This window comes from Blastopirellula sediminis (assembly GCF_020966755.1).
GTDB classification, from domain to species: Bacteria; Planctomycetota; Planctomycetia; order Pirellulales; family Pirellulaceae; genus Blastopirellula; species Blastopirellula sediminis.
Genome location: NZ_JAJKFT010000010.1, coordinates 3,208,618 through 3,227,014, shown reverse-complemented (window position 1 = coordinate 3,227,014; position 18,397 = coordinate 3,208,618). Strand labels below are relative to the sequence as shown.

Sequence of the window (18,397 nt, the reverse complement as noted above, 5' to 3'; positions counted from 1 at the left end):
AGCGGCAAATTTCCGCTAATCGTTAAAGTCTGCCGCGCAATCTGTCGATGCGAAATGATATGCCGGTGAGAGGAAAGGAATCCTCGTTGCTAGCACCGGCCCCCAGGGAAGGATCGACGCACATGCAAACCGAATCGAGACGACTGCCGCTCTTTACGTTTCCTGTTCTGGCGATCCTGCTGGTCGGCAGCGGCTGCACCACGCTGCCAATGATGAATAAATCCGACGCCGACGCCGCGAAAGTGGAGCAGGGCCCGCAGTACATCGTCGAAATCCTCGACGAAAACCACCGCGGCGAAACGAAGAAGTTGCCGCTGACCGAAGGGGCGACCGTGCAGACGGCGATTGAAGCGTCTCGAGCCAACAGAAAGTTCAGCCGCTTCCACGTCGCGGTCTCTCGCTTGCCGGCCTATCCCGGCGCTCCGCCGCAAAAGCTGGTCTCCGGCTACGACCATGTCGGCAAACAAGTGCCGATGGAATATGACTACTCGCTCCGTCCCGGCGATCGCGTCGTGATCCTGAAGGACACCTCGAACTCAATGGACGACATGTTTGGCTCGGTCCTCAATCCGCTTCGGATGATGGGGGGTAACGAGACCGTCGGCGCCAACCCGCTGCAATACGACTAAGCAAAGTTCTCCGACGAGCAAGTCGCTATTCGGCGACGCGCCACCGACGGTTGAAGAGCCAGGTCATCGAACAGAACAGCGTTAAATTCAATAGCGCCGTAAACGCCGCGTAGTAGCCGAATTTTTGCCAGCTGCCGTCGATGCTCTGTCCCTGATCGCCAGCTTGAAAGTGCATCGGCACGTTCCACGTCGCGGCGAACGGGCTCATGATCGTCAGCCGATCTGCCCACGTCACAATCGCGTCATTAGTCGCGATAACTTCCGCCGGTGCGTCGGGCGGAGTATGCCCAAACGCCAGGTCGGCGAAGTAGGCGAAGGCCAGCGGCCCGGCGAACATCACGATGATCACCAGGTAGGTCGTCATCAGGCTGTGGGCCGTCTTGCGGAAGTTCACCGATGAGAAGAGGGCCAGCATCGACGTCGTGAAGCAAGTCAGCGCGATGATCAGCAGATAGCCGAGCACCGACGTAAAGTTTTCCCAATAGTGGGAAACCATCACACAGGCCAACAGCAGCGGCCAGAGCAGAAACGCGGTGAGCACCGTCGAAACGCGCAAACCGGCCAACAGCTTGCCCGAGAGAATCTGCCACGGCGAGATCTCGGTCGTCAGCAGCAAGTCGAGCGTTTGACGTTCTCGTTCCGAAGTAATGCTGCCGGCCGAGAAGACCGGGCCGACCAGCATGTTGAACAGCACGACGTACGAAATATAGTACGGTGCGTTGTGGGGCCAGATGTACAGGCAGATCGCCATCAGCGGAATCGCCAGCACCATGCTGACCTGGATCACGACCCGCAGCATCAACGTCCCTTGGGCGAAGATTTCGCTGTGGATCTCTTTCTCGTAGACCGGATTGGCGTTGTCTTCGAGCAGTTTGGTTCGTTTCGGCGGCGCAAACAGGCGATCGGGCAACTGATCGCGCTGGATCACCAGCCCGACCGCTTCTTCCGCTTCTTTGTCGAGGTCGACCACTTCGCCGCCTTCGCTACCGACATCCGGCGGATACAGCAGTCGCCGAGAGGTGACCGCGTACAAAATCAAACAGATCACTACCGAAGAGATCGGGACGAGCGATAACAACACCACGAGACGCGCGGCGCCTTGTCCCTGAAACGATTGCCAGAACATCGCCCCGACCAGTGCGATCGGGAGGATGATCAAGTACGAAACGACCAGCGACGAAGCGGTCCGCTGGAAATAACTGCTGCATGCGATGCTGATCATGCCGAAGGTGGCGACCGCCACCATTAGCAGAAAGTAGGCGGCGATCACTTCGTACAGCGAGACGCCCCCCAGCGGCAGACATAACAGCACGATCGGCAGCGAGGTGAATATCAACAGCGCCAAGTGCGCGAGCGACGCCATCAACTTGCCGATGACGATCGCCCCTGGTCGCAGCGGGCTGGCCAACAGCATTTCGTAAGTCTTGCGTTCTTTCTCGCCGGTCAGCGTTCCGGCTGCGAAACTGGGCGCCATCATCGACGCCAGGATGAACTCGCCGAGGAAGAAGAGATTGAACAGCTTCTGCGCTTCGGCTCGATTCCCTTCAGGGTCCCAACGTTCTACCTGCGGCCATGCGGCGTAGACGACGCCGGCCAACAAAACGTGAAACAGGAATAAGAGCACGAACGAGCGAACCGTTCGCAAATTGACCAACAATTCCCGCTGCAGCACGGGATTTTCAACGAGGTACATCCAGGCGTTCGCTCCGTCCGCGGTCGGCTAAACAAGATTCTGGCGTCATTGTAAGCAGTCGTTCGCCGCTACGCCCACCACTTTGTCAGTAGATATCCGAGAAGCGGAAACTTATTGAGATTGGATTCCTGATTCTGGCGGCCTCCAACGAGGCGCAAATGAGACAGGCTATCTTTTCGCAGAAAACTAAGCTCCTACGTCGTATAGACTTAGTCGCTCCTCGACAGCTGCCGAAAGAACGCTAGGATGAAAGTAGAAGTTGAGACTAACCGCGAGCCAAAGGGCGTTTGATTTCCGATCGACGCCTGCCGCCAGCAAGACATACGCCTAGCAAGGGAGATTTCGCCATGGACCAAGCAGTCATTGACAAGATGAACGACATTTTGCGGCACGAATGGACCGGCGTCGCTCAGTATTCGCAAGCTGGTTTCGTCGTTACCGGCCTGATGCGAGAAGTTTACGCCGACATGTTCTTGGACAGCGCCAAGGAATCGTTCGGCCACGCCAAGAAGATCGGCGAAAAGATTTCGGCCCTCGGCGGCGTGCCGACGGTCGAGCGCAACCCGGTCAAACAGTCGACCGATCTGGTCGAGCTGCTCGAAATCGGGCTCGAATTCGAATCGAAAGCGGTCGCCCTGTACACCGAAGTGCTGAAGATGGTCGACGGCAAGAATCGCCCGTTGGTGATTCTGCTGGAAGACATCCTGCTGGAAGAGCAGGAGGGGGTCGACCATCTCTCGCTGATCCTGAAGGACCACGCCGGTTCGTCGGTCAGCAGCAAATCGACCAGCAAGGTTGGCTAAGCGGTAGAAACCGTCGGTTTAGGCCGATTCGGCCTGCCAAACCTTCAAATGAGACGCAAAGACGTCGGGTCGCTCGCCAGCGATCCGGCGTTCTTTTTTGGCTTCGGCGACCATCTGGGGCATTGCGCCCGCTTGTCCGAGGGCCTGACGCATCGGGGCCAATTGATCGGCCGAAAGGCGAACGCTCGATTGGGTAAACCAGCCCACGCGGTCTCCCCCCCAAGATTGCTGGCGTACCTCTACGTGGCTTTCGCCCGCTTCGCTGGTGCAGATGACGATAGCGGTTCGCTCTCCCTCAGTGGAAGCGTAGACAGTGTTAACCGTGAATTCTCGGGCGATCTGCATAGGGGATACGCGATTGTTCGGAAGACGGCGCTTTCAGAAAATGAGACTCGGTCTCATGTGTGCAATGCAATTATCAAGCGACCACCCGCTTATGTCAAGCGCAAACGATTCAACCCTGTAGGAATCTGTTGCGCCAACCGCTACGTCGCGACCCGAGCGCGCAGAGTTGCTTTAAATTTAGGCAAAATCCGCCCCGAACGTTTTGTACAGACGTAACTTAGAGCAAAATTATACCGGGGCCCGAGATTTGCTCGGTAGCATCCGTGCAATCCCGTTAATCCGTAAGCGATCCCAGCTACGACGCACGCAAAGGCATTGAGACGATGGCGATTCTGACCGCGCTGCATCATTCGACCTACTACAAATATGACCGCCACATTGGAATGGGCGCCCAAACGATCCGTTTGCGTCCCGCGCCTCACTGTCGCACCCCGATCCACAGCTACTCGCTGAAGATCAGTCCCTCGAATCACTTCCTGAACTGGCAACAAGATCCGTTCGGCAATTTCGTCGCTCGCGTCGTCTTTCCGGAACCGGTAGATCACTTCCGCGTCGACGTCGATCTGATCTCGGAAATGACGGTGATCAACCCGTTCGACTTTTTCATCGAACCGGAAGCCGAATTTTACCCGTTCACCTACGAAGGCCCGCTGAAGATCGACCTGTTGCCGTTCTTGGAAAAAGAATCGCCCGGTCCGCTCTTCGACGAGTTCGTCGCTTCGATCGATCGGTCGAGACGCAAGACGATCGATTTCATCGTCGACTTGAACCGTCGCGTCCACAACGAAATCAATTACGAAATCCGGATGGAGCCGGGCGTCCAGACGCCGGAAGAATCGCTAACGCTCAAGCGCGGCTCCTGCCGCGACTCGGCCTGGCTGTTGGTGCAAACGCTGCGTCATCTCGGCATGGCGGCACGTTTCGCGTCGGGCTACATCATTCAGCTCAAGCCGGACGTCAAATCGCTCGACGGTCCCTCGGGCAGCGAATATGACTTTACCGACCTGCATGCGTGGGCCGAAGTCTTCCTGCCGGGCGCCGGCTGGATCGGTCTCGACGCCACTTCCGGTCTGTTGGCCGGCGAGGGTCATATTCCGCTCGCCTGCACTCCGTCGCCGATCACGGCGGCGCCGATCGACGGCGGACACGAAGCGTGCGAGAACGTCGAATTCAGCTTTGGGATGAACGTTTCCCGCTTCTGGGAAGATCCCCGCGTCACCAAGCCGTACGCCGACGAAGAATGGGACAAGATCTACGCCCTTGGTAACGACGTAGACGTCCGGCTCGAAAGAGCGGAAATCAAGATGACGATGGGGGGCGAGCCGACCTTCGTCTCGATCGACGACATGGAAGGCGCCGAATGGAACACCGCCGCCGTTGGTCCGACCAAGCGACGCCTGGCCGACGACATGATGCGGCGCATGTACGACCGGTTCGCTCCCGGCGGTCTACTGCACTACGGCCAAGGGAAATGGTATCCCGGCGAATCGCTGCCGCGGTGGGCGTTCCGCTGCTACTGGCGCGAAGATGGTCAACCGATCTGGGAAAACCCGGAACTCTTCGCGATCGACCATATCGACTACGGACACACCGCCGACGTCGCGAAGGAGTTCGGCGTTATCCTGGCCGACAAGTTGCAAGTCAACCCGCAGCACGTCAACTTCGCCTACGAGGACGCGTACTACTACGCTTGGCGCGAACGTCGTATGCCGGCGAACGTCAATCCGTACGATTCCAAAATCGAAGACAAGGAAGAGCGGACCCGGATCGCGCGCGTTTTCGAACATGGCCTCTCCAACCCGGTCGGCGTCATCCTGCCGTTGCAATACGCCTGGTGGATGCAGGACCCGCAATGGATGAGCGGCGAGTGGATGGTGCGGAGCGATGAATTGTTCCTGATCCCGGGCGACTCGGCGATGGGATTGCGTTTGCCGCTCGACTCGCTGATCTGGGAAACGAAGAACGAACGCTCGGTTCTCTTCCCGCTCGATCCGATGGCTGAGCGAACCCCGCTCTTGTCGTACGAAGAGTTGGTCGGTCGCCGCAGTCGTGGGATGGAACTGTTGACCGGCACGACTCACGGGCCCAGCTATGCTCGTAGCCAACGCAACGGCGGATTCGGCAGCAGCCCGCGCCCCGGTCAAGGCATACACGGCCAATCGTTGTCGGGACGACCTTCGTCCGGCGAAGGTGACGGCAATGGACAAGGGCAAACCTGGTCGAGCAGCACCTACAATTCGTCGGTCATCCGGACCGCACTTTGCGTTGAAGCGCGCGAAGGGCGGCTCCACATCTTCTGTCCGCCCTTGGATCGAACCGAAGCGTTCCTCGACCTGATGGCCGCCGTGGAAATGACCGCGAAAGAGCTGAACGTGCCGGTCGTGATCGAAGGTTACCTGCCGCCGCACGACGACCGCATCAACCACTTCAGCATTACTCCCGACCCGGGCGTGATCGAGGTCAACGTTCACCCCGCCCACAACTGGAAACAGCTGTGCGAGATCACCAACGGCGTTTACGAAGACGCCCACTTCTCGCGTCTGGGTACTGAAAAGTTCAACCAGGATGGTCGTCATACCGGTACCGGCGGCGGTAACCACGTCGTCATCGGCGGTCCGACGCCGGCCGAAAGCCCGTTCCTGAAGCGTCCCGATCTGCTCCGCAGCCTGGTCGCGTACTGGCACAATCATCCATCCCTTTCGTATCTGTTCAGCGGCTCGTTCATTGGCCCCACCAGCCAGGCGCCGCGCGTTGACGAAGGTCGTCGCGACTCGATCTACGAATTGGGAATCGCATTTGAGCAAGTGCCCGAAAGCGGCGAGTGCCCGCCCTGGATGGTGGACCGCATCTTCCGCAACTTGCTGGTCGACATGACCGGCAATACGCACCGATCCGAGTTCTGCATCGACAAGCTATTCTCGCCCGACGGAAGTTCCGGTCGTCGCGGTCTGCTCGAATTCCGTGCGTTTGAAATGCCGCCGCACGCCCGCATGAGTCTGACGCAGCAGTTGCTGCTCCGCGCGCTGGTCTGCCGCTTCCTGGAAGATCCCTATCAGACGCCGCTGGTCAATTGGGACACGACGCTGCATGACCGCTTCATGCTGCCGCACTTCGTCTGGCAGGACTTTGAGGACGTCATCCTGGAAACGAATCAGCACGACTTCCCCCTGAAGACGGAATGGTTCGCTCCCCACTTCGAGTTCAAATTCCCAAAAATCGGCGAATTCACCCAGCGCGGCGTTGAGGTCGAGTTCCGTTCGGCGATCGAACCGTGGTACGTCCTCGGCGAAGAGCAAGCTTCCCAAGCGACCGCCCGCTACGTCGACTCGTCGCTGGAGCGTTTGCAGGTGCTGGTCAACGGCATGACGCCGGATCGCTACATGATTACCTGCAATGGTCGCAAAGTTCCGCTCCATCCGACTGGGGTACAAGGGCAATTTGCGGCAGGGGTGCGCTACCGTGCATGGCAGCCCCCTTCCTGCTTGCACCCGACCATTCCGGTGGATGAGCCGCTAACGTTCGACCTGTTCGACATTTGGCAACAGCGTTCGTTGGGGGGATGCCGATATTTCGTCGGGCACCCGGGCGGCAACAATCCGGAGAGTTTCCCGGTTAATGCCTTCGAGGCTGAAGCGCGTCGCGTCGCTAGATTCCATCAAATGGGGCATACTGCGGGCAGAATGCCGATGCCGCGAGAGGAATCGAATCCTGACTTCCCCTTCACGTTAGATTTACGCCGCGGTAAAACGGTACGGAAGTGAGCCCCCTTCGTCGCGATCCATTTGATCCGTCGACCTCGACGCCCCAACCACTCTCGAACGGCAATTCCGTGTCGAATGCTTCCCCGAACGCACCGACCATGCCTGCTCTTTTTTCCCAGTATCGGAAAGGAGAGGGGGTCTATGACGAATTGCGCGACGAGACTGGCGTGCGTTCGACGTGGGCGCCGTTCGTGCAAGCGGTGGAAAGCCTCGGCATGGAAGGTTTCAAACGCCGTTGGCTGCAAGCGAATCGCTCGTTAAACCGTAACGGTCTTGCCTATAGTGCGTGGAAGGACAGCGATAAGGAAGTTCGCCCCTGGGAACTCGACCCGATTCCTTTGCTCATTTCGAGTGAGGATTGGGAAGTCGCTTCCAGCGGACTGCAACAGCGCGCACGCTTGCTCGAAGCGATCCTGACTGACATCTACGGCCACCAGGAGTTGATGAAGAGCAACATTCTGCCGCCGGAAGTGATCTTCAGTCATCCTGGTTTCTACCGACCGTTCCATCGCCAGCGTCCGCCGGCCAATCACTTCCTCCATTTTTATGCAGCCGACATCGCTCGTTCGCCCGACGGTCAGTGGTGGGTGTTGGCCGACCGAACCGAAGCGCCTTCCGGCGCCGGATTCGTACTCGAAAACCGTTTGATCCAGTCCCGCACGTTGCCGACGATTTTTCACCAGGCGAACGTCCAGCGGTTGGCCCAATATTTCCTCGCGTACAAGCGCGCCGTTGCGGCGGCCGCTCCGCGCGTCGAGAACCCCCGCGTCGTCATCCTCACGCAAGGCGCCGGCGGTCCTAACTACTTTGAAGACGCTTACCTGTCGCGCTACCTTGGCTACACGCTGGTTGAAGCTTCCGACTTGGCGATCCGTAATCACAAGGTATTGCTAAAGACGCTCGGTGGGCTGATCCAAATCGACGTCATCATTCGTCGCACCAACAGCGATCAGTGCGACTCGCTCGAACTGAGTCACGCGTCGGAAGGGATCCCCGGGCTATTGCAGGCTTCGCGCAACGGTAACGTCGCGGTGATCAACCCGCTCGGCTCTGGGCTGGTCGAATCGCCGATCTTCATGGCGTTCATGCCGAAGTTGTGCCAAGAGCTGTTCGGCGAACCGCTCGCCATGCCGGGCGTCGCCACCTGGTGGTGCGGCGATCCCGAGCAGATGGACTATGTCCTCGACAATCTCGATACGCTGATCGTCAAACGAGCCTATCGGATGCGTGGCCGCGAGTTGGCGTTCGCCAACATGCTGCGCAATCAGTCGCGAGAAGCGACGATCAAGATGATTCGCACCGAACCAGGCCAGTTCGTCGCTCAGGAAGTGGTCAAGCGTTCGACCTGTCCTGTCTGGAAGTCGCAAGGAATCGCTCCCGCGCCGATCGCCATGCGTGCGTTCGCCGTCGCATCGGGAGACGACTTCGAAGTGATGCAGGGAGGACTCGTTCGCGTTTCGGCGGCGCCTGATCCGCTCGAGATGTCGATCCTCGCCGGCGAAAAGAGCAAAGACGCATGGGTCCTTTCGAAGGGACCGGTCAATCGCGTCTCGCTGCTGAAAAAGCCGGGAGCGTCGATTGAACTGAAGCGAACCGGCGGCGAGTTGCCGAGCCGCGTCGCCGAAAACTTGTTCTGGCTTGGTCGCAACCTGGAACGTGCCGACGTCTGCGCTCGCTTGTTGCGAGCCACGATCGTCCGTCTGACCAGCGAATCGATTCTGGAAGAACAACCCGAGACGCCGGCGCTGATGCGAGCCCTGGCCGACATCGGCCAGATCGAAACCGGATACGGCATCGAAGAGATTCGCCGACAACTGCCGCCGCTCGAATCGGCGTTGCCTCCGGCGGTGTTCGACGCGACCGATTCGTTCAGCCTTCGCTCGATCGTGACCGAGATCTTCCGCCTGACGACTCGCTCGCGCGATCGCGTCTCGTCCGACAGCTGGCGCATTTTGCACCGCATCGACAAGAGCTTCACGCCGCCGAAAGTCGGGCAGTGGGATCTTTCCGACTTGCTGGCCCTGCTGGACGACCTGATCCTTGATCTCGCGGCGTTCAGCGGTATCGTCTCGGAAAGCATGACCCGCACGCAGATTTACTACTTCCTCGATATGGGACGCCGCATCGAGCGAGCGCTGCAGCAGGTTCGCCTGCTCCGGAACTGCCTGATCGAGCCGACCGGCGACTTGACAGCGATCCTGGAAGCGCTGCTGGAAATTTCCGACAGTTCGATGACCTATCGCTCACGTTATCTGGCCGACGTTCAGTTGCCGGCGGTTCTCGATCTGCTGCTGACGGACGAGACTAACCCCCGTTCCATCGCGCGCCAGTTGGTGCAGTTGCTGGATCACGTGAATGCGTTGCCAAACAACGCCGGCACAGGTCTCTTCTCGCTCGAACAACGCCTGGCGATGACGCTGCTCAATGAAACGCGCATGTGCGACGTGACCGTCTTCCGCGATAGCGAAGACCTGAATCCGAACGCACCGCTGAGCTTATTGTTGCAAGAGATCGAATCGCTGCTGCCGAAACTGTCGGACGCGCTTTCCAATCGTTACCTGGTTCACGCAGGCGCCCAGTCGCACCTCACCGAATTTCGTCTATAGCCGCGATCAACGACCGAAAGCATGCAATACCGCATCTCGCACACGACGAAATACTCCTACGCCGAGCCGGCCTCGGTTTGCCATAACCTGGTCCATTTGGCGCCGGCCAACTTTCCCCGCCAGGCGGTGCATGAGTACCGCTTGACCGTGCAGCCTTCGCCGCCGACCATCGTCAACCGCCGCGACTACTTCAACAACCGAGTCGACTATTTCTCGGTTACCGAGCCGCACCAAGGTTTGACGATCACAGCGACCAGTCGCGTCGACGTTTCGGCGCCGACGCCGATCGAAGAAAATCCGCCGTGGGAACAGGTTGCGGCGCAGTTTCGTCCTGGTTCGCCGCGCATCCTGTCGGTGTTGCAGTTCGCGTTCAAGTCGCGACACATTCCGATCTTGGAGCAACTCCAGCAGTACGCGAAGATCTCGTTCACCAAGAATCGTCCGATCTTCGACGCGGCCCGCGAGCTGACCAAACGCATTCGCACCGATTTCAAATACGATTCGACCGCTACGTCGATTCACACGCCGTTGGCCGAGGCGTTCGCCGGTCGACATGGCGTTTGCCAAGACTTCGCCCACGTTGCGATCGGCTGCCTCCGTTCGTTGGGCATACCAGCTCGTTACGTGAGCGGCTATCTCCGCACGATTCCACCGCCGGGAAAACCGCGACTGGTCGGCGCCGATGCGTCGCATGCGTGGTTCTCGGTCTACTGCGGCGACAAGACTGGCTGGGTCGATCTTGATCCGACCAACGATCTGGTCTGCAGCACCGACCACGTTACCGCCGCGTGGGGCCGCGACTTTGAAGACGTCACGCCGATCCAAGGGGTCGTAATCGGCGGCGGCTCGCACATCATGAGCGTCTCCGTCGACGTCGAACCGCTCGAATCGGCGGTTCTCTAAGACGTCACAGGTTAGCCGCGAAAGCGCCGCCTTCGGGGCTAACCTCAGAAACTTCGGTTACGCCGCGTCGGCGTGCCGCGTGAAGAACGTGTTGGAGAGAGCCAAGCCAACGGCGTTGACGCGGCGTTGCATGTCGTCGACGAACTCGTGCATGCCGCGATTGACGATGTCGTCGGCGCTGGTGAACGCCAGGCTCGCTCGCAGTTGCCCAAGTCGCTGTTCCGGCAGATTGCTGAAGCTCTCCGGATCGGAACCAGTAATCGCGTGGAGCGAATCGTTCGCCCGCGATAAGCAATGGAGAATTGCGCGGGGAAACTCCCGATCGAGCACCAGGAAATTGACGATGTTGGCCGGGTTGATGCGACCGTAACGCTGACGATACATTTCAAACGCGCTGGCCGAGCGGAGCAGGGCGGACCACTGCAATTCGTCGAACGGCGTTCCGACATGCTGCGGACTCGGCAGCAAGATGTAGTACTTCACGTCGAGGATGCGCGACGTTTTGTCGGCTCGTTCCATGAAGCGACCGCACTGACCGAAATGCCAACCTTCGCCATGGGTCATTGTCGCGTCGGTGATGCCGATAAAGTGCTGTCCCGAAGCGCGGATTTGCTCGTAGAAAACAAGCTGCTCTTCGCTGACGCCGCCGGCCCGACCGACATCTTTGACCATCAGGTAGAAGTTGTTGAGATGCTCCCACATCTCGGCAGAGATTACTTCGCGAATGCTGCGAGCGTTTTCGCGCGCATCAATCAGCGCTGACAGAATCGAATTAGGATTGTTTCGATCGAAAGTGAGAAACTCCAGGACGTTTCGCTTCGTCGGGGCGTCGTAAAGCTCGTAAAAGAGCTTATCGTCACCAGTGGTGGTCACCAGCGGCAGCCACTGCTGATGCCCCTCCGAAGCGAGATCCATGCTGAGGTTCAGATTGACGGCGATGAAACGAGCCACATTTTCGGCTCGTTCCACGTAACGGCTCATCCAATAAATGGATTCCGCGACGCGGCTCAGCATTACGGAAGTTCCTCAACAACCCAGGTGTCTTTGCTCCCGCCGCCTTGTGATGAGTTAACGACCAACGAGCCCTTCTTCAAAGCGACTCGGGTTAAACCGCCCGGCAGTACGAAAACGTCGCGTCCGTAAATGATGAACGGGCGCAAGTCGACGTGGCGTCCTTCCAGGTGATCCTCAATGATAACCGGCGCTCGGGAGAGACTAAGCGTCGGCTGGGCGATGTAATTTCGTGGATTGGATTTGATCAAGTCAGCGAACTTGGCCTGTTCTTCGCGAGTCGAACGGGGGCCAATCAACATCCCGTAGCCGCCCGATTCGTTGGCTGGCTTCACGACGAAATTGTGCAGGTTATTCAGGACGTGATCGCGTTGCTTTTCGTCCCAGCAAACGTAAGTCGGGACGTTCGGCAGGATCGGATCTTCGCCCAAATAGTACTTGATGATATCGGGCACATAGGCGTAGATCACCTTGTCGTCCGCGATACCCGTTCCGGGCGCGTTGGCCAGCGCGATATTGCCGGCTTTGTAAGCCTCGATGAGACCAGGGACGCCGAGGAGCGAATCTTCGCGGAAGACGCGAGGATCGATAAAATCGTCGTCGATCCGGCGATACAACACATCGATCTTCGCGAGCCCCTTGGTGGTTCGCATGTAGACCTTCTTGTCCTGCACGACCAGGTCGCGACCTTCAACCAAGTCGACCCCCATCTGCTGGGCAAGGAACGAATGTTCGAAGTAAGCGGAGTTATAAACCCCGGGAGTCAGCACGCCGACAGTCGGCGTATCGGTGCGGTCTTCCGCCAGGTAGTTGAGCGCGTCGAGCAATTGGCCGCAGTAGTCGTCGACCGGGCGGACCGAGAGGGACTCGAACAAGTCGGGAAACGCCTGCTTCATGAGCTGGCGATTCTGCAGAACGTAGGAAACTCCCGACGGGCAGCGGAGATTGTCTTCCAGGACGTAGAACTTGCCGTCCTGATCTCGCACCAAGTCAGTCCCGGTGATATGACACCAGACTCCCTTGGGGGGTTTCAGACCAACGCACTGCGGTCGGAACGAGGCGGCGGAACGAACGACATGCTCCGGAATCGCCCCATCTTTCAGGATCTTTTGATCGCCGTAGACGTCGTCAATGAACATGTTGAGCGCAACGATCCGCTGCTTCAAACCGTCGCTGACCCATTTCCACTCGTCGGCGTTAATAATGCGGGGCAAGATGTCGAACGGAATGATCCGCTCGGTTCCTTCCTCATCGCCGTAGACGTTGAAGGTGATTCCCAATCGGACCATCGATCGCTCGGCCGCCAGCTTGCGGCGCTGCAAATCCAGGGTGGTCAGACCAATCACCCGCTTATAGAGAAGGTTGCAGTTCTCTCGCGGAGAAGCGTCATGGGCGAACATCTCGTCGTAGAATTCGCCTACGTCGTACTCCGAAACTCCGTTGACGCGTTCCATGGACGTTTGTTGTTGCATGACGTGCGGCTCCTGCGCCTTGAATGGGGGTTCACTCGGCGTAGGGTGAAAGTAGCACGTTCTGTGCCACGTCGTCACAAGGTGCAAAATGAATCACAAATTCACTGTTTTCAGCAGCTTGCGCTGATTATTTCGTTGCGAAACGAAAAATCTCAAGGGGGCGATGCCCGCTTTTTGCGCACTCGATGGAAAAGAATGCGCGGGCTGACGGCCACCGTGAATTCATGATATCAATTTGTCTGGTTACGCCGAAACAGATTCCTAGACGACTCAGCCAATTAATTCCACTTCCGGAGCTTCTGTTGGAAACGAATATCTCTCCCGGCCGTTATCGCCACTATAAAGGTCCGGAATATTCCGTGCTCGGAATCGCCCGTCATAGCGAGACCGAGGAATTGCTTGTCGTTTACCGTCAGGAGTATCCCCCCTACGGACTTTGGGTTCGCCCCGCCGCGATGTTCGCCGAAACTGTGAAGATTGACGATCGGATCGTGCCGCGGTTTGAAAAAATTGCCGACTGACAATCTTTCTGCGACGCTCCCGGTTATTCGGTAGCGGCGATCATCGCGCCGGCCAACGTGGTGTAGACCGTGGTCCACGCCTCTTTCGTATCGGGCGTGAACGCGTCCCCCAATCCTTTCTCGAGCGTCCAGAGCAGCGCCGCGCCGACCGGCTGATAGTCCTCCGGCTTCACGCCATATTCGACATGCCGCTGCGCCATCGCCGTGACCGCCGGCATGATTTCATCGAGTCGATCAAGCGACGCAACAGCCATCCCGATCATCTTCATTAGCTTCGCCCCTTGCTCTTTCATGTCGGCCTTGGCGAAGAGAGGCTTTACCTCCGGAGCGATTTCAAACAACCGCCCGTAAAACAGAGCCGCGGCGGCGACGGAAATTGGCTCCACCGATTTCCAGGACGATTTCACAAGTTCAATTTGCTGGGGAGTCATAATTCCCGTTTTCCTTTCTTACTCAGAATGATCATTTTGCAGGTGACGGTAAAACAATGCGCCGCTAGTCAAGCGGCACTCGGACAATCACCCCGCCCATCGTGTCGCCCATCTTGAATTCGGGATAATCGGCCGCGCGATTGGTGTGGTTGTTGTGGCAATCAAAGCAAGCGTTGGCGACCGCTTTGTCGGCGTAGACCGCGACCAGGTACTTCTTTCCCCCCAGCTCTTCTTCGCCGTAGAAGTTGTCGTCATGCTCGGCGATGTAATCGAGCGCTTCGATTTCCATCGGGGTCGCCGCTTTGTTTTGCTCGTTGAGAGGCCATTTCGACTTGAGTGCGTATTGGAAGCCGGCCTCTTCGTCTTCCGACACGATTTCCGATCCCATTCGAAACATCTGGGCCGGCAGCGGAATCGTGTTATCCTCGTCCTTCCAATATTCGCTCGGCGTGACCGGGCTTTCCTGGCTCTTCAGTCGATTGACCACATGCTTGGTGTAGACGGTTCGGTCGGCCATCATCACCGCATGAACCGCATCGGCGAACTTCTTCGGCGAGATCCCGCCGCTTGCGGTCGCCGGACCTGCCGAACTGCCGTTGGCCGTCCCACCGCAGCCAGCCAAGCCGATAACAAGCGTCGCGATCGCACAGATCGCCAGTGCACCGTAATTGCGTAGTGACATACTTCGTAACTCCTTCGGATTAAGATGAAAATCAATAACCTGTTGCTAAGCGTTTACAGTCGCTTCGTCATTTCTTTTTCCTCGCCTCTTTTTCCCGCTCCTTCGCCTCAAACCACTCTTTCGCCATCTCCAGGCTCTCGACGTGCACGCTGGGCTTCGTTGCGAAGCAATTGGGAATCTGCTGGGGATCGGCGAGCGAGTCGAGCGAGAACTGCAGCCCGTGGCAGTTCATGCAAGCGGTTCGGACCATCCCTTCGCTCGGCTGTAGAGTGGCGTTTTGGTTATGCTCAACGACCACCTTCCGATCTTTTTCCACGCGCGGCATGTGACAGGTCGCGCAGCTGACGCCGGTTCCTGCAGCCGCGGCGCCTGCTTCCTCGGCCAGCCACAGTTCGTAGTGTGAAGAAGACTTGTAGGCGAGCGAATGTTGGTCGTCGTGACATTTCAAACAAGCGTCGACCGCCGCGTAACGCGTATCAAAGCGATGATCGTCATGGCACGAGACGCAGCTAAGTTGCCGATGCGCCGCGTCCGCTTTCATCGGCAGTCGGGCCGCTCCGACCGTCATCGGCGGCAAACCGACCGCCAGTCGCATGCCGTGCATTCCCTGCACAAATCCGTCATGTTCGTTCTGATGGCATTTTTCGCACGTCTCGATCGCCACTTGATCATGCCACTGCGGTCCTTGGACATCGTCCAACTTCTGCTGATGGCAACCGTTGCAGTTGACGCCCGACGCGGCATGGGCCGTTTCTCGCCAGTCGCTGGCCAGGGTCTCGTTGAACTTCACTTGCTGTGGCGCGTCTGGCTCGCTCACCCGTTTCGCCGGATCGACGTCATGCGTCAGCGGCGGCACGTGCGGATCGTCCAGCACGTCAGGCTCGCCGACATGCTTGAACAAAAAGTCTTCGTACAGCGCCGTGTTGTCGTGGTAGTTATGACAGCCCGAAGCGGTGCAAGTGTTGAATTCAAACTTCGCGTGGCTCGGCCGCGACTTGGCGATTTCATCGTGGCAATAGACGCAGTAGTTGGTCGGCAGCGTGACCCCCATCTCGGAGGTGTTGTGCGGCTCATGCTCGCGATGGCAAGTCACGCACTCCCGCGCGTCGATCTTCTCCAGCCGATGGGCGTTGGTTGGATCGCGAAATTTCTTCGCCGGATGGGTGTCGTATTCCTTCAGCGCCTGGTGACAGTCCCGACACGAGTCGTTATTGACGCCGCCGCCGGCGACATGGCAAGCGCTGCACTTGAGTTCAATCTGGTAGTGCCCGTGCGTCGTCTCTCCCGGCAGAAATAGCGTCTTACCGACGCTCGGCTCCGCGACTAGCAGCGAATAGGCGAACGGCACGCTCATCGCGATCGCTAGCGTCACCGCCCAGATTGCTACTCCATATCGCAACATCAAACGCTATCCGTCTCGGCCTAGAAGTAATAAACGCAGGTAACGTGGAACACGAGGAACACCCCGAGCGGAACCAGAATCCAGATATGAATCTGATTGATCCAGGGGCGGTACTTGCGGAGCCAGATTGCCGCTTCGCCGGTGAATTGGCTCTCCAATGCGGAGGCCGCACCTGTCAGTCCGCCGGTAATCGCCAACAGCACAAACGCCATCGACAGCATCAGATTCAAGTTGGCGCCCAGTCCGCCGCCGGTATGGAGCCACAATCCGGCCAGGGTCGTCAGGCCGACGATCGCATGGAACGCTCGCCAATAGCCGTATTCCCCCCACTTAAACCGGGGCCATCGCTTTCGCAGGGTGAAGATCGTGCTGATCAGCATGATGGCGAGCAAGCTATAGCCGCTGATTTGTTTGATCACGTCATCGCGCCAAATCAGGGAGAACTGGTATCGAAACGACTCCACCGATTCGGCCGCCGCGACCGGTCCCAGCAACAGCAGCATCGTCATGACGAACAACGTCAAGATCGACGCCCAGAGCAACGCGTTCCTCCCCGGCACGCGCGTCACCGCTTCCGATGTGCCGAGAATCTGTTTCACCAACGGTTGGCACGATCCGCATGAAGTTGAAGCGCCCGTGGCAGCGGCAACCTCGGCGACCGACGCACATCCCGCGGCGACCGCCTGATCGATGGCGCCTTTGCAGACGTTCTTACAGCTGCAAATGATCGCGGCGTCCGGCCATTGCTGAACGCTCGAATCGCTTCCCCAGACGTTCCCCGATCGCTGGAAGCGGGCCTGCTGCCAGGGCCAGATTCGGCCGCCAGCGTCGATCACCGTCCGCAGGCGTTCGCATTCGCTCCAGGGACCAACGCCAAAGGCGCCGATCGCTTTCCCGCCCATCAGCAGGATCTTGCGTGAATAGTCTTCGCCAGACGCTGCTATCAGGGTGATGTTGGGAGAGTCGCCGAGCGGGGCGCCAAGCGAAGTGACGTCGATATCGAGCAGTTTGAGTCGGGCCGACTGATCGGCGCCGACGAACTTCGATTTCCCACCCAGCAGGTTATCACCCAGCGTCGTCGCCATCGCGATTCCCGGACCCACCAGACCGTAAATCGTACCGCGGTGTTCGGCGCATTCGCCGACAGCGAAGATGTTCGGATCGCTCGTTCGCAGGCAATCGTCGACTTCGATTCCTCCCCGCTTGCCGAGCGTTATTTCGGCTTCGGCAGCCAATTCCGATCGAGGACGAATGCCGGCCGAAATCACCACCATGTCGACCGTCAACGAATCGCCGCTGGCGAAGTGCAACACTCGCTGCTCACCGTCCGCGACAATCTCAGTCGACCGCTTGATCAGGTGGACGTGGCATCCCAGCTGTTCGATCTTTTCTTTTAAGAAGGCGCCGCAGTCGTGGTCCAACTGACGCGGCATCAGCCCTGGGGCGACTTCAACGATGTGGACTTCGAGTCCATAGTCGTGGAGCGCTTTGGCCGCTTCGAGACCAAGCAAGCCGCCGCCAATCACCGCCGCCGATTTCGCTCGCAGCGCATGATTGCGGATCGCATCGACGTCGTTAAGCGTTCGATAGAGATAGACCCCTTCGAGTTCAACGCCGGGCACTTCGGGGCGCCACGCGCGAGAGCCGGTCGCCAAGACAAGGCGATCGTATGAAAACTTCTTTCCCGAAGCGCAAGCGACTTCACGCCGCTCGCGATCGACTTCGACCACCGCGTCGCCGGTATGAAGTTGAATGCCATGATCCTGGTACCACTGGCGCGACGCCAATTGCAGCGTTTCAGGGTCCGGCGTTTCGAAATACTTCGTTAAACGAACGCGATCATAGGCAGCGTGCGGTTCCTCGCCGATCACCGTGATCGAATAGGGGGACTTTCCATTCTCGGCGACGAGTCGCTGGCAGAGAGCATGGCTCACCATACCATTGCCAACGACAACTAGCGTCTGCTCTACTGCGCACATCGAGACCGTACATTCCCCACGAAAGAATGCTTCACCACCGAGTTACAGTCCGCCGCCGAGCTAATCGCAAGTAGAATGCCAATCGAAGATCAGCATGAACTTGCGACAGGGGAAAAATGAGAGCAACTCGAAGTCTCGTCGATAGTTGCGACGAGCAGA

Annotated in this window: 14 protein-coding genes; 6 read left to right on the top strand and 8 right to left on the bottom strand. The window is 58.5% G+C overall.

Features of this window, described 5'->3' with window-relative positions:
- Positions 1–122: 122 nt before the first annotated feature.
- Positions 123–629: a hypothetical protein gene (locus LOC68_RS24810; protein WP_230223946.1), complete on the top strand. Its 507-nt coding sequence runs from the start codon at positions 123–125 to the stop codon at positions 627–629.
- A gap of 25 nt (positions 630–654) precedes the next feature.
- Here the strand turns inward: LOC68_RS24810 and LOC68_RS24805 are convergent, their stop codons facing one another.
- Complete coding sequence (locus tag LOC68_RS24805) at positions 655–2,322, bottom strand: ABC transporter permease (RefSeq protein ID WP_230223945.1); 1,668 nt, start codon at positions 2,320–2,322, stop codon at positions 655–657.
- A 347-nt stretch (positions 2,323–2,669) separates the two neighbouring features.
- On the opposite strand from LOC68_RS24805, the gene LOC68_RS24800 reads away from it, so the two are divergent.
- Complete coding sequence (locus LOC68_RS24800; RefSeq protein WP_230223937.1) at positions 2,670–3,125, top strand: ferritin-like domain-containing protein; 456 nt, start codon at positions 2,670–2,672, stop codon at positions 3,123–3,125.
- Between the two features lie 18 nt (positions 3,126–3,143).
- Here LOC68_RS24800 and LOC68_RS24795 read toward each other — a convergent pair whose 3' ends face one another.
- Positions 3,144–3,470 (bottom strand): hypothetical protein, encoded by a 327-nt coding sequence (locus LOC68_RS24795; RefSeq protein WP_230223935.1) that lies wholly within the window; start codon positions 3,468–3,470, stop codon positions 3,144–3,146.
- 323 nt (positions 3,471–3,793) lie between these two features.
- Between LOC68_RS24795 and LOC68_RS24790 the strand changes: the two genes are divergently transcribed.
- The 3 genes from LOC68_RS24790 to LOC68_RS24780 all read left to right on the top strand — a co-directional run bounded on the left by LOC68_RS24790 (position 3,794) and on the right by LOC68_RS24780 (position 10,740).
- Positions 3,794–7,231: a transglutaminase family protein gene (locus LOC68_RS24790; protein ID WP_230223933.1), complete on the top strand. Its 3,438-nt coding sequence runs from the start codon at positions 3,794–3,796 to the stop codon at positions 7,229–7,231.
- Between the two features lie 167 nt (positions 7,232–7,398).
- Positions 7,399–9,837 carry a circularly permuted type 2 ATP-grasp protein gene (locus LOC68_RS24785; protein ID WP_230223931.1) on the top strand — a complete coding sequence of 813 codons (2,439 nt, stop codon included), beginning with the start codon at positions 7,399–7,401 and terminating at the stop codon, positions 9,835–9,837.
- Between the two features lie 21 nt (positions 9,838–9,858).
- Positions 9,859–10,740 (top strand): transglutaminase family protein, encoded by an 882-nt coding sequence (locus tag LOC68_RS24780; RefSeq protein WP_230223929.1) that lies wholly within the window; start codon positions 9,859–9,861, stop codon positions 10,738–10,740.
- 57 nt (positions 10,741–10,797) lie between these two features.
- On the opposite strand, the gene LOC68_RS24775 is transcribed toward LOC68_RS24780, so the two are convergent.
- Both LOC68_RS24775 and LOC68_RS24770 read right to left on the bottom strand, forming a co-directional pair.
- Positions 10,798–11,754 (bottom strand): alpha-E domain-containing protein, encoded by a 957-nt coding sequence (locus LOC68_RS24775; RefSeq protein ID WP_255670732.1) that lies wholly within the window; start codon positions 11,752–11,754, stop codon positions 10,798–10,800.
- On the bottom strand, positions 11,754–13,223 hold the full coding sequence (locus tag LOC68_RS24770; RefSeq protein WP_230223925.1) for a circularly permuted type 2 ATP-grasp protein: 1,470 nt from the start codon (positions 13,221–13,223) through the stop codon (positions 11,754–11,756). The genes LOC68_RS24775 and LOC68_RS24770 overlap by 1 nt, the downstream gene beginning before the upstream one ends.
- Before the next feature lie 185 nt (positions 13,224–13,408).
- On the opposite strand from LOC68_RS24770, the gene LOC68_RS28370 reads away from it, so the two are divergent.
- Positions 13,409–13,744 (top strand): DUF1653 domain-containing protein, encoded by a 336-nt coding sequence (locus LOC68_RS28370; RefSeq protein ID WP_315859003.1) that lies wholly within the window; start codon positions 13,409–13,411, stop codon positions 13,742–13,744.
- A gap of 23 nt (positions 13,745–13,767) precedes the next feature.
- On the opposite strand, the gene LOC68_RS24760 is transcribed toward LOC68_RS28370, so the two are convergent.
- The 4 genes from LOC68_RS24760 to LOC68_RS24745 form a co-directional block, all read right to left on the bottom strand.
- Entirely contained in the window at positions 13,768–14,175 is a 408-nt protein-coding gene (locus LOC68_RS24760) for a globin family protein (protein WP_230223916.1), read from the bottom strand.
- Between the two features lie 64 nt (positions 14,176–14,239).
- Complete coding sequence (locus LOC68_RS24755) at positions 14,240–14,857, bottom strand: Tll0287-like domain-containing protein (protein ID WP_230223914.1); 618 nt, start codon at positions 14,855–14,857, stop codon at positions 14,240–14,242.
- A 67-nt stretch (positions 14,858–14,924) separates the two neighbouring features.
- A complete protein-coding gene (locus LOC68_RS24750; protein WP_230223912.1) occupies positions 14,925–16,259 on the bottom strand; it encodes an ammonia-forming cytochrome c nitrite reductase subunit c552 in 1,335 nt (444 codons plus the stop codon).
- Between the two features lie 20 nt (positions 16,260–16,279).
- On the bottom strand, positions 16,280–18,238 hold the full coding sequence (locus tag LOC68_RS24745) for an FAD-dependent oxidoreductase (RefSeq protein ID WP_230223910.1): 1,959 nt from the start codon (positions 18,236–18,238) through the stop codon (positions 16,280–16,282).
- Positions 18,239–18,397: the final 159 nt, after the last annotated feature.

What these genes read in the sequence shown, in the direction of transcription:
- LOC68_RS24750 (WP_230223912.1), bottom strand. Translation starts at nt 16,259, where the DNA reads ATGTTGCGATATGGAGTAGCAATCTGGGCGGTGACGCTAGCGATCGCG.
- LOC68_RS24770 (WP_230223925.1), bottom strand. Translation starts at nt 13,223, where the DNA reads ATGCAACAACAAACGTCCATGGAACGCGTCAACGGAGTTTCGGAGTAC.
- LOC68_RS24795 (WP_230223935.1), bottom strand. Translation starts at nt 3,470, where the DNA reads ATGCAGATCGCCCGAGAATTCACGGTTAACACTGTCTACGCTTCCACT.
- LOC68_RS24790 (WP_230223933.1), top strand. Translation starts at nt 3,794, where the DNA reads ATGGCGATTCTGACCGCGCTGCATCATTCGACCTACTACAAATATGAC.
- LOC68_RS24810 (WP_230223946.1), top strand. Translation starts at nt 123, where the DNA reads ATGCAAACCGAATCGAGACGACTGCCGCTCTTTACGTTTCCTGTTCTG.
- LOC68_RS24760 (WP_230223916.1), bottom strand. Translation starts at nt 14,175, where the DNA reads ATGACTCCCCAGCAAATTGAACTTGTGAAATCGTCCTGGAAATCGGTG.
- LOC68_RS24775 (WP_255670732.1), bottom strand. Translation starts at nt 11,754, where the DNA reads ATGCTGAGCCGCGTCGCGGAATCCATTTATTGGATGAGCCGTTACGTG.
- LOC68_RS24800 (WP_230223937.1), top strand. Translation starts at nt 2,670, where the DNA reads ATGGACCAAGCAGTCATTGACAAGATGAACGACATTTTGCGGCACGAA.
- LOC68_RS24805 (WP_230223945.1), bottom strand. Translation starts at nt 2,322, where the DNA reads ATGTACCTCGTTGAAAATCCCGTGCTGCAGCGGGAATTGTTGGTCAAT.
- LOC68_RS24780 (WP_230223929.1), top strand. Translation starts at nt 9,859, where the DNA reads ATGCAATACCGCATCTCGCACACGACGAAATACTCCTACGCCGAGCCG.
- LOC68_RS24745 (WP_230223910.1), bottom strand. Translation starts at nt 18,238, where the DNA reads ATGTGCGCAGTAGAGCAGACGCTAGTTGTCGTTGGCAATGGTATGGTG.
- LOC68_RS28370 (WP_315859003.1), top strand. Translation starts at nt 13,409, where the DNA reads ATGGAAAAGAATGCGCGGGCTGACGGCCACCGTGAATTCATGATATCA.
- LOC68_RS24755 (WP_230223914.1), bottom strand. Translation starts at nt 14,857, where the DNA reads ATGTCACTACGCAATTACGGTGCACTGGCGATCTGTGCGATCGCGACG.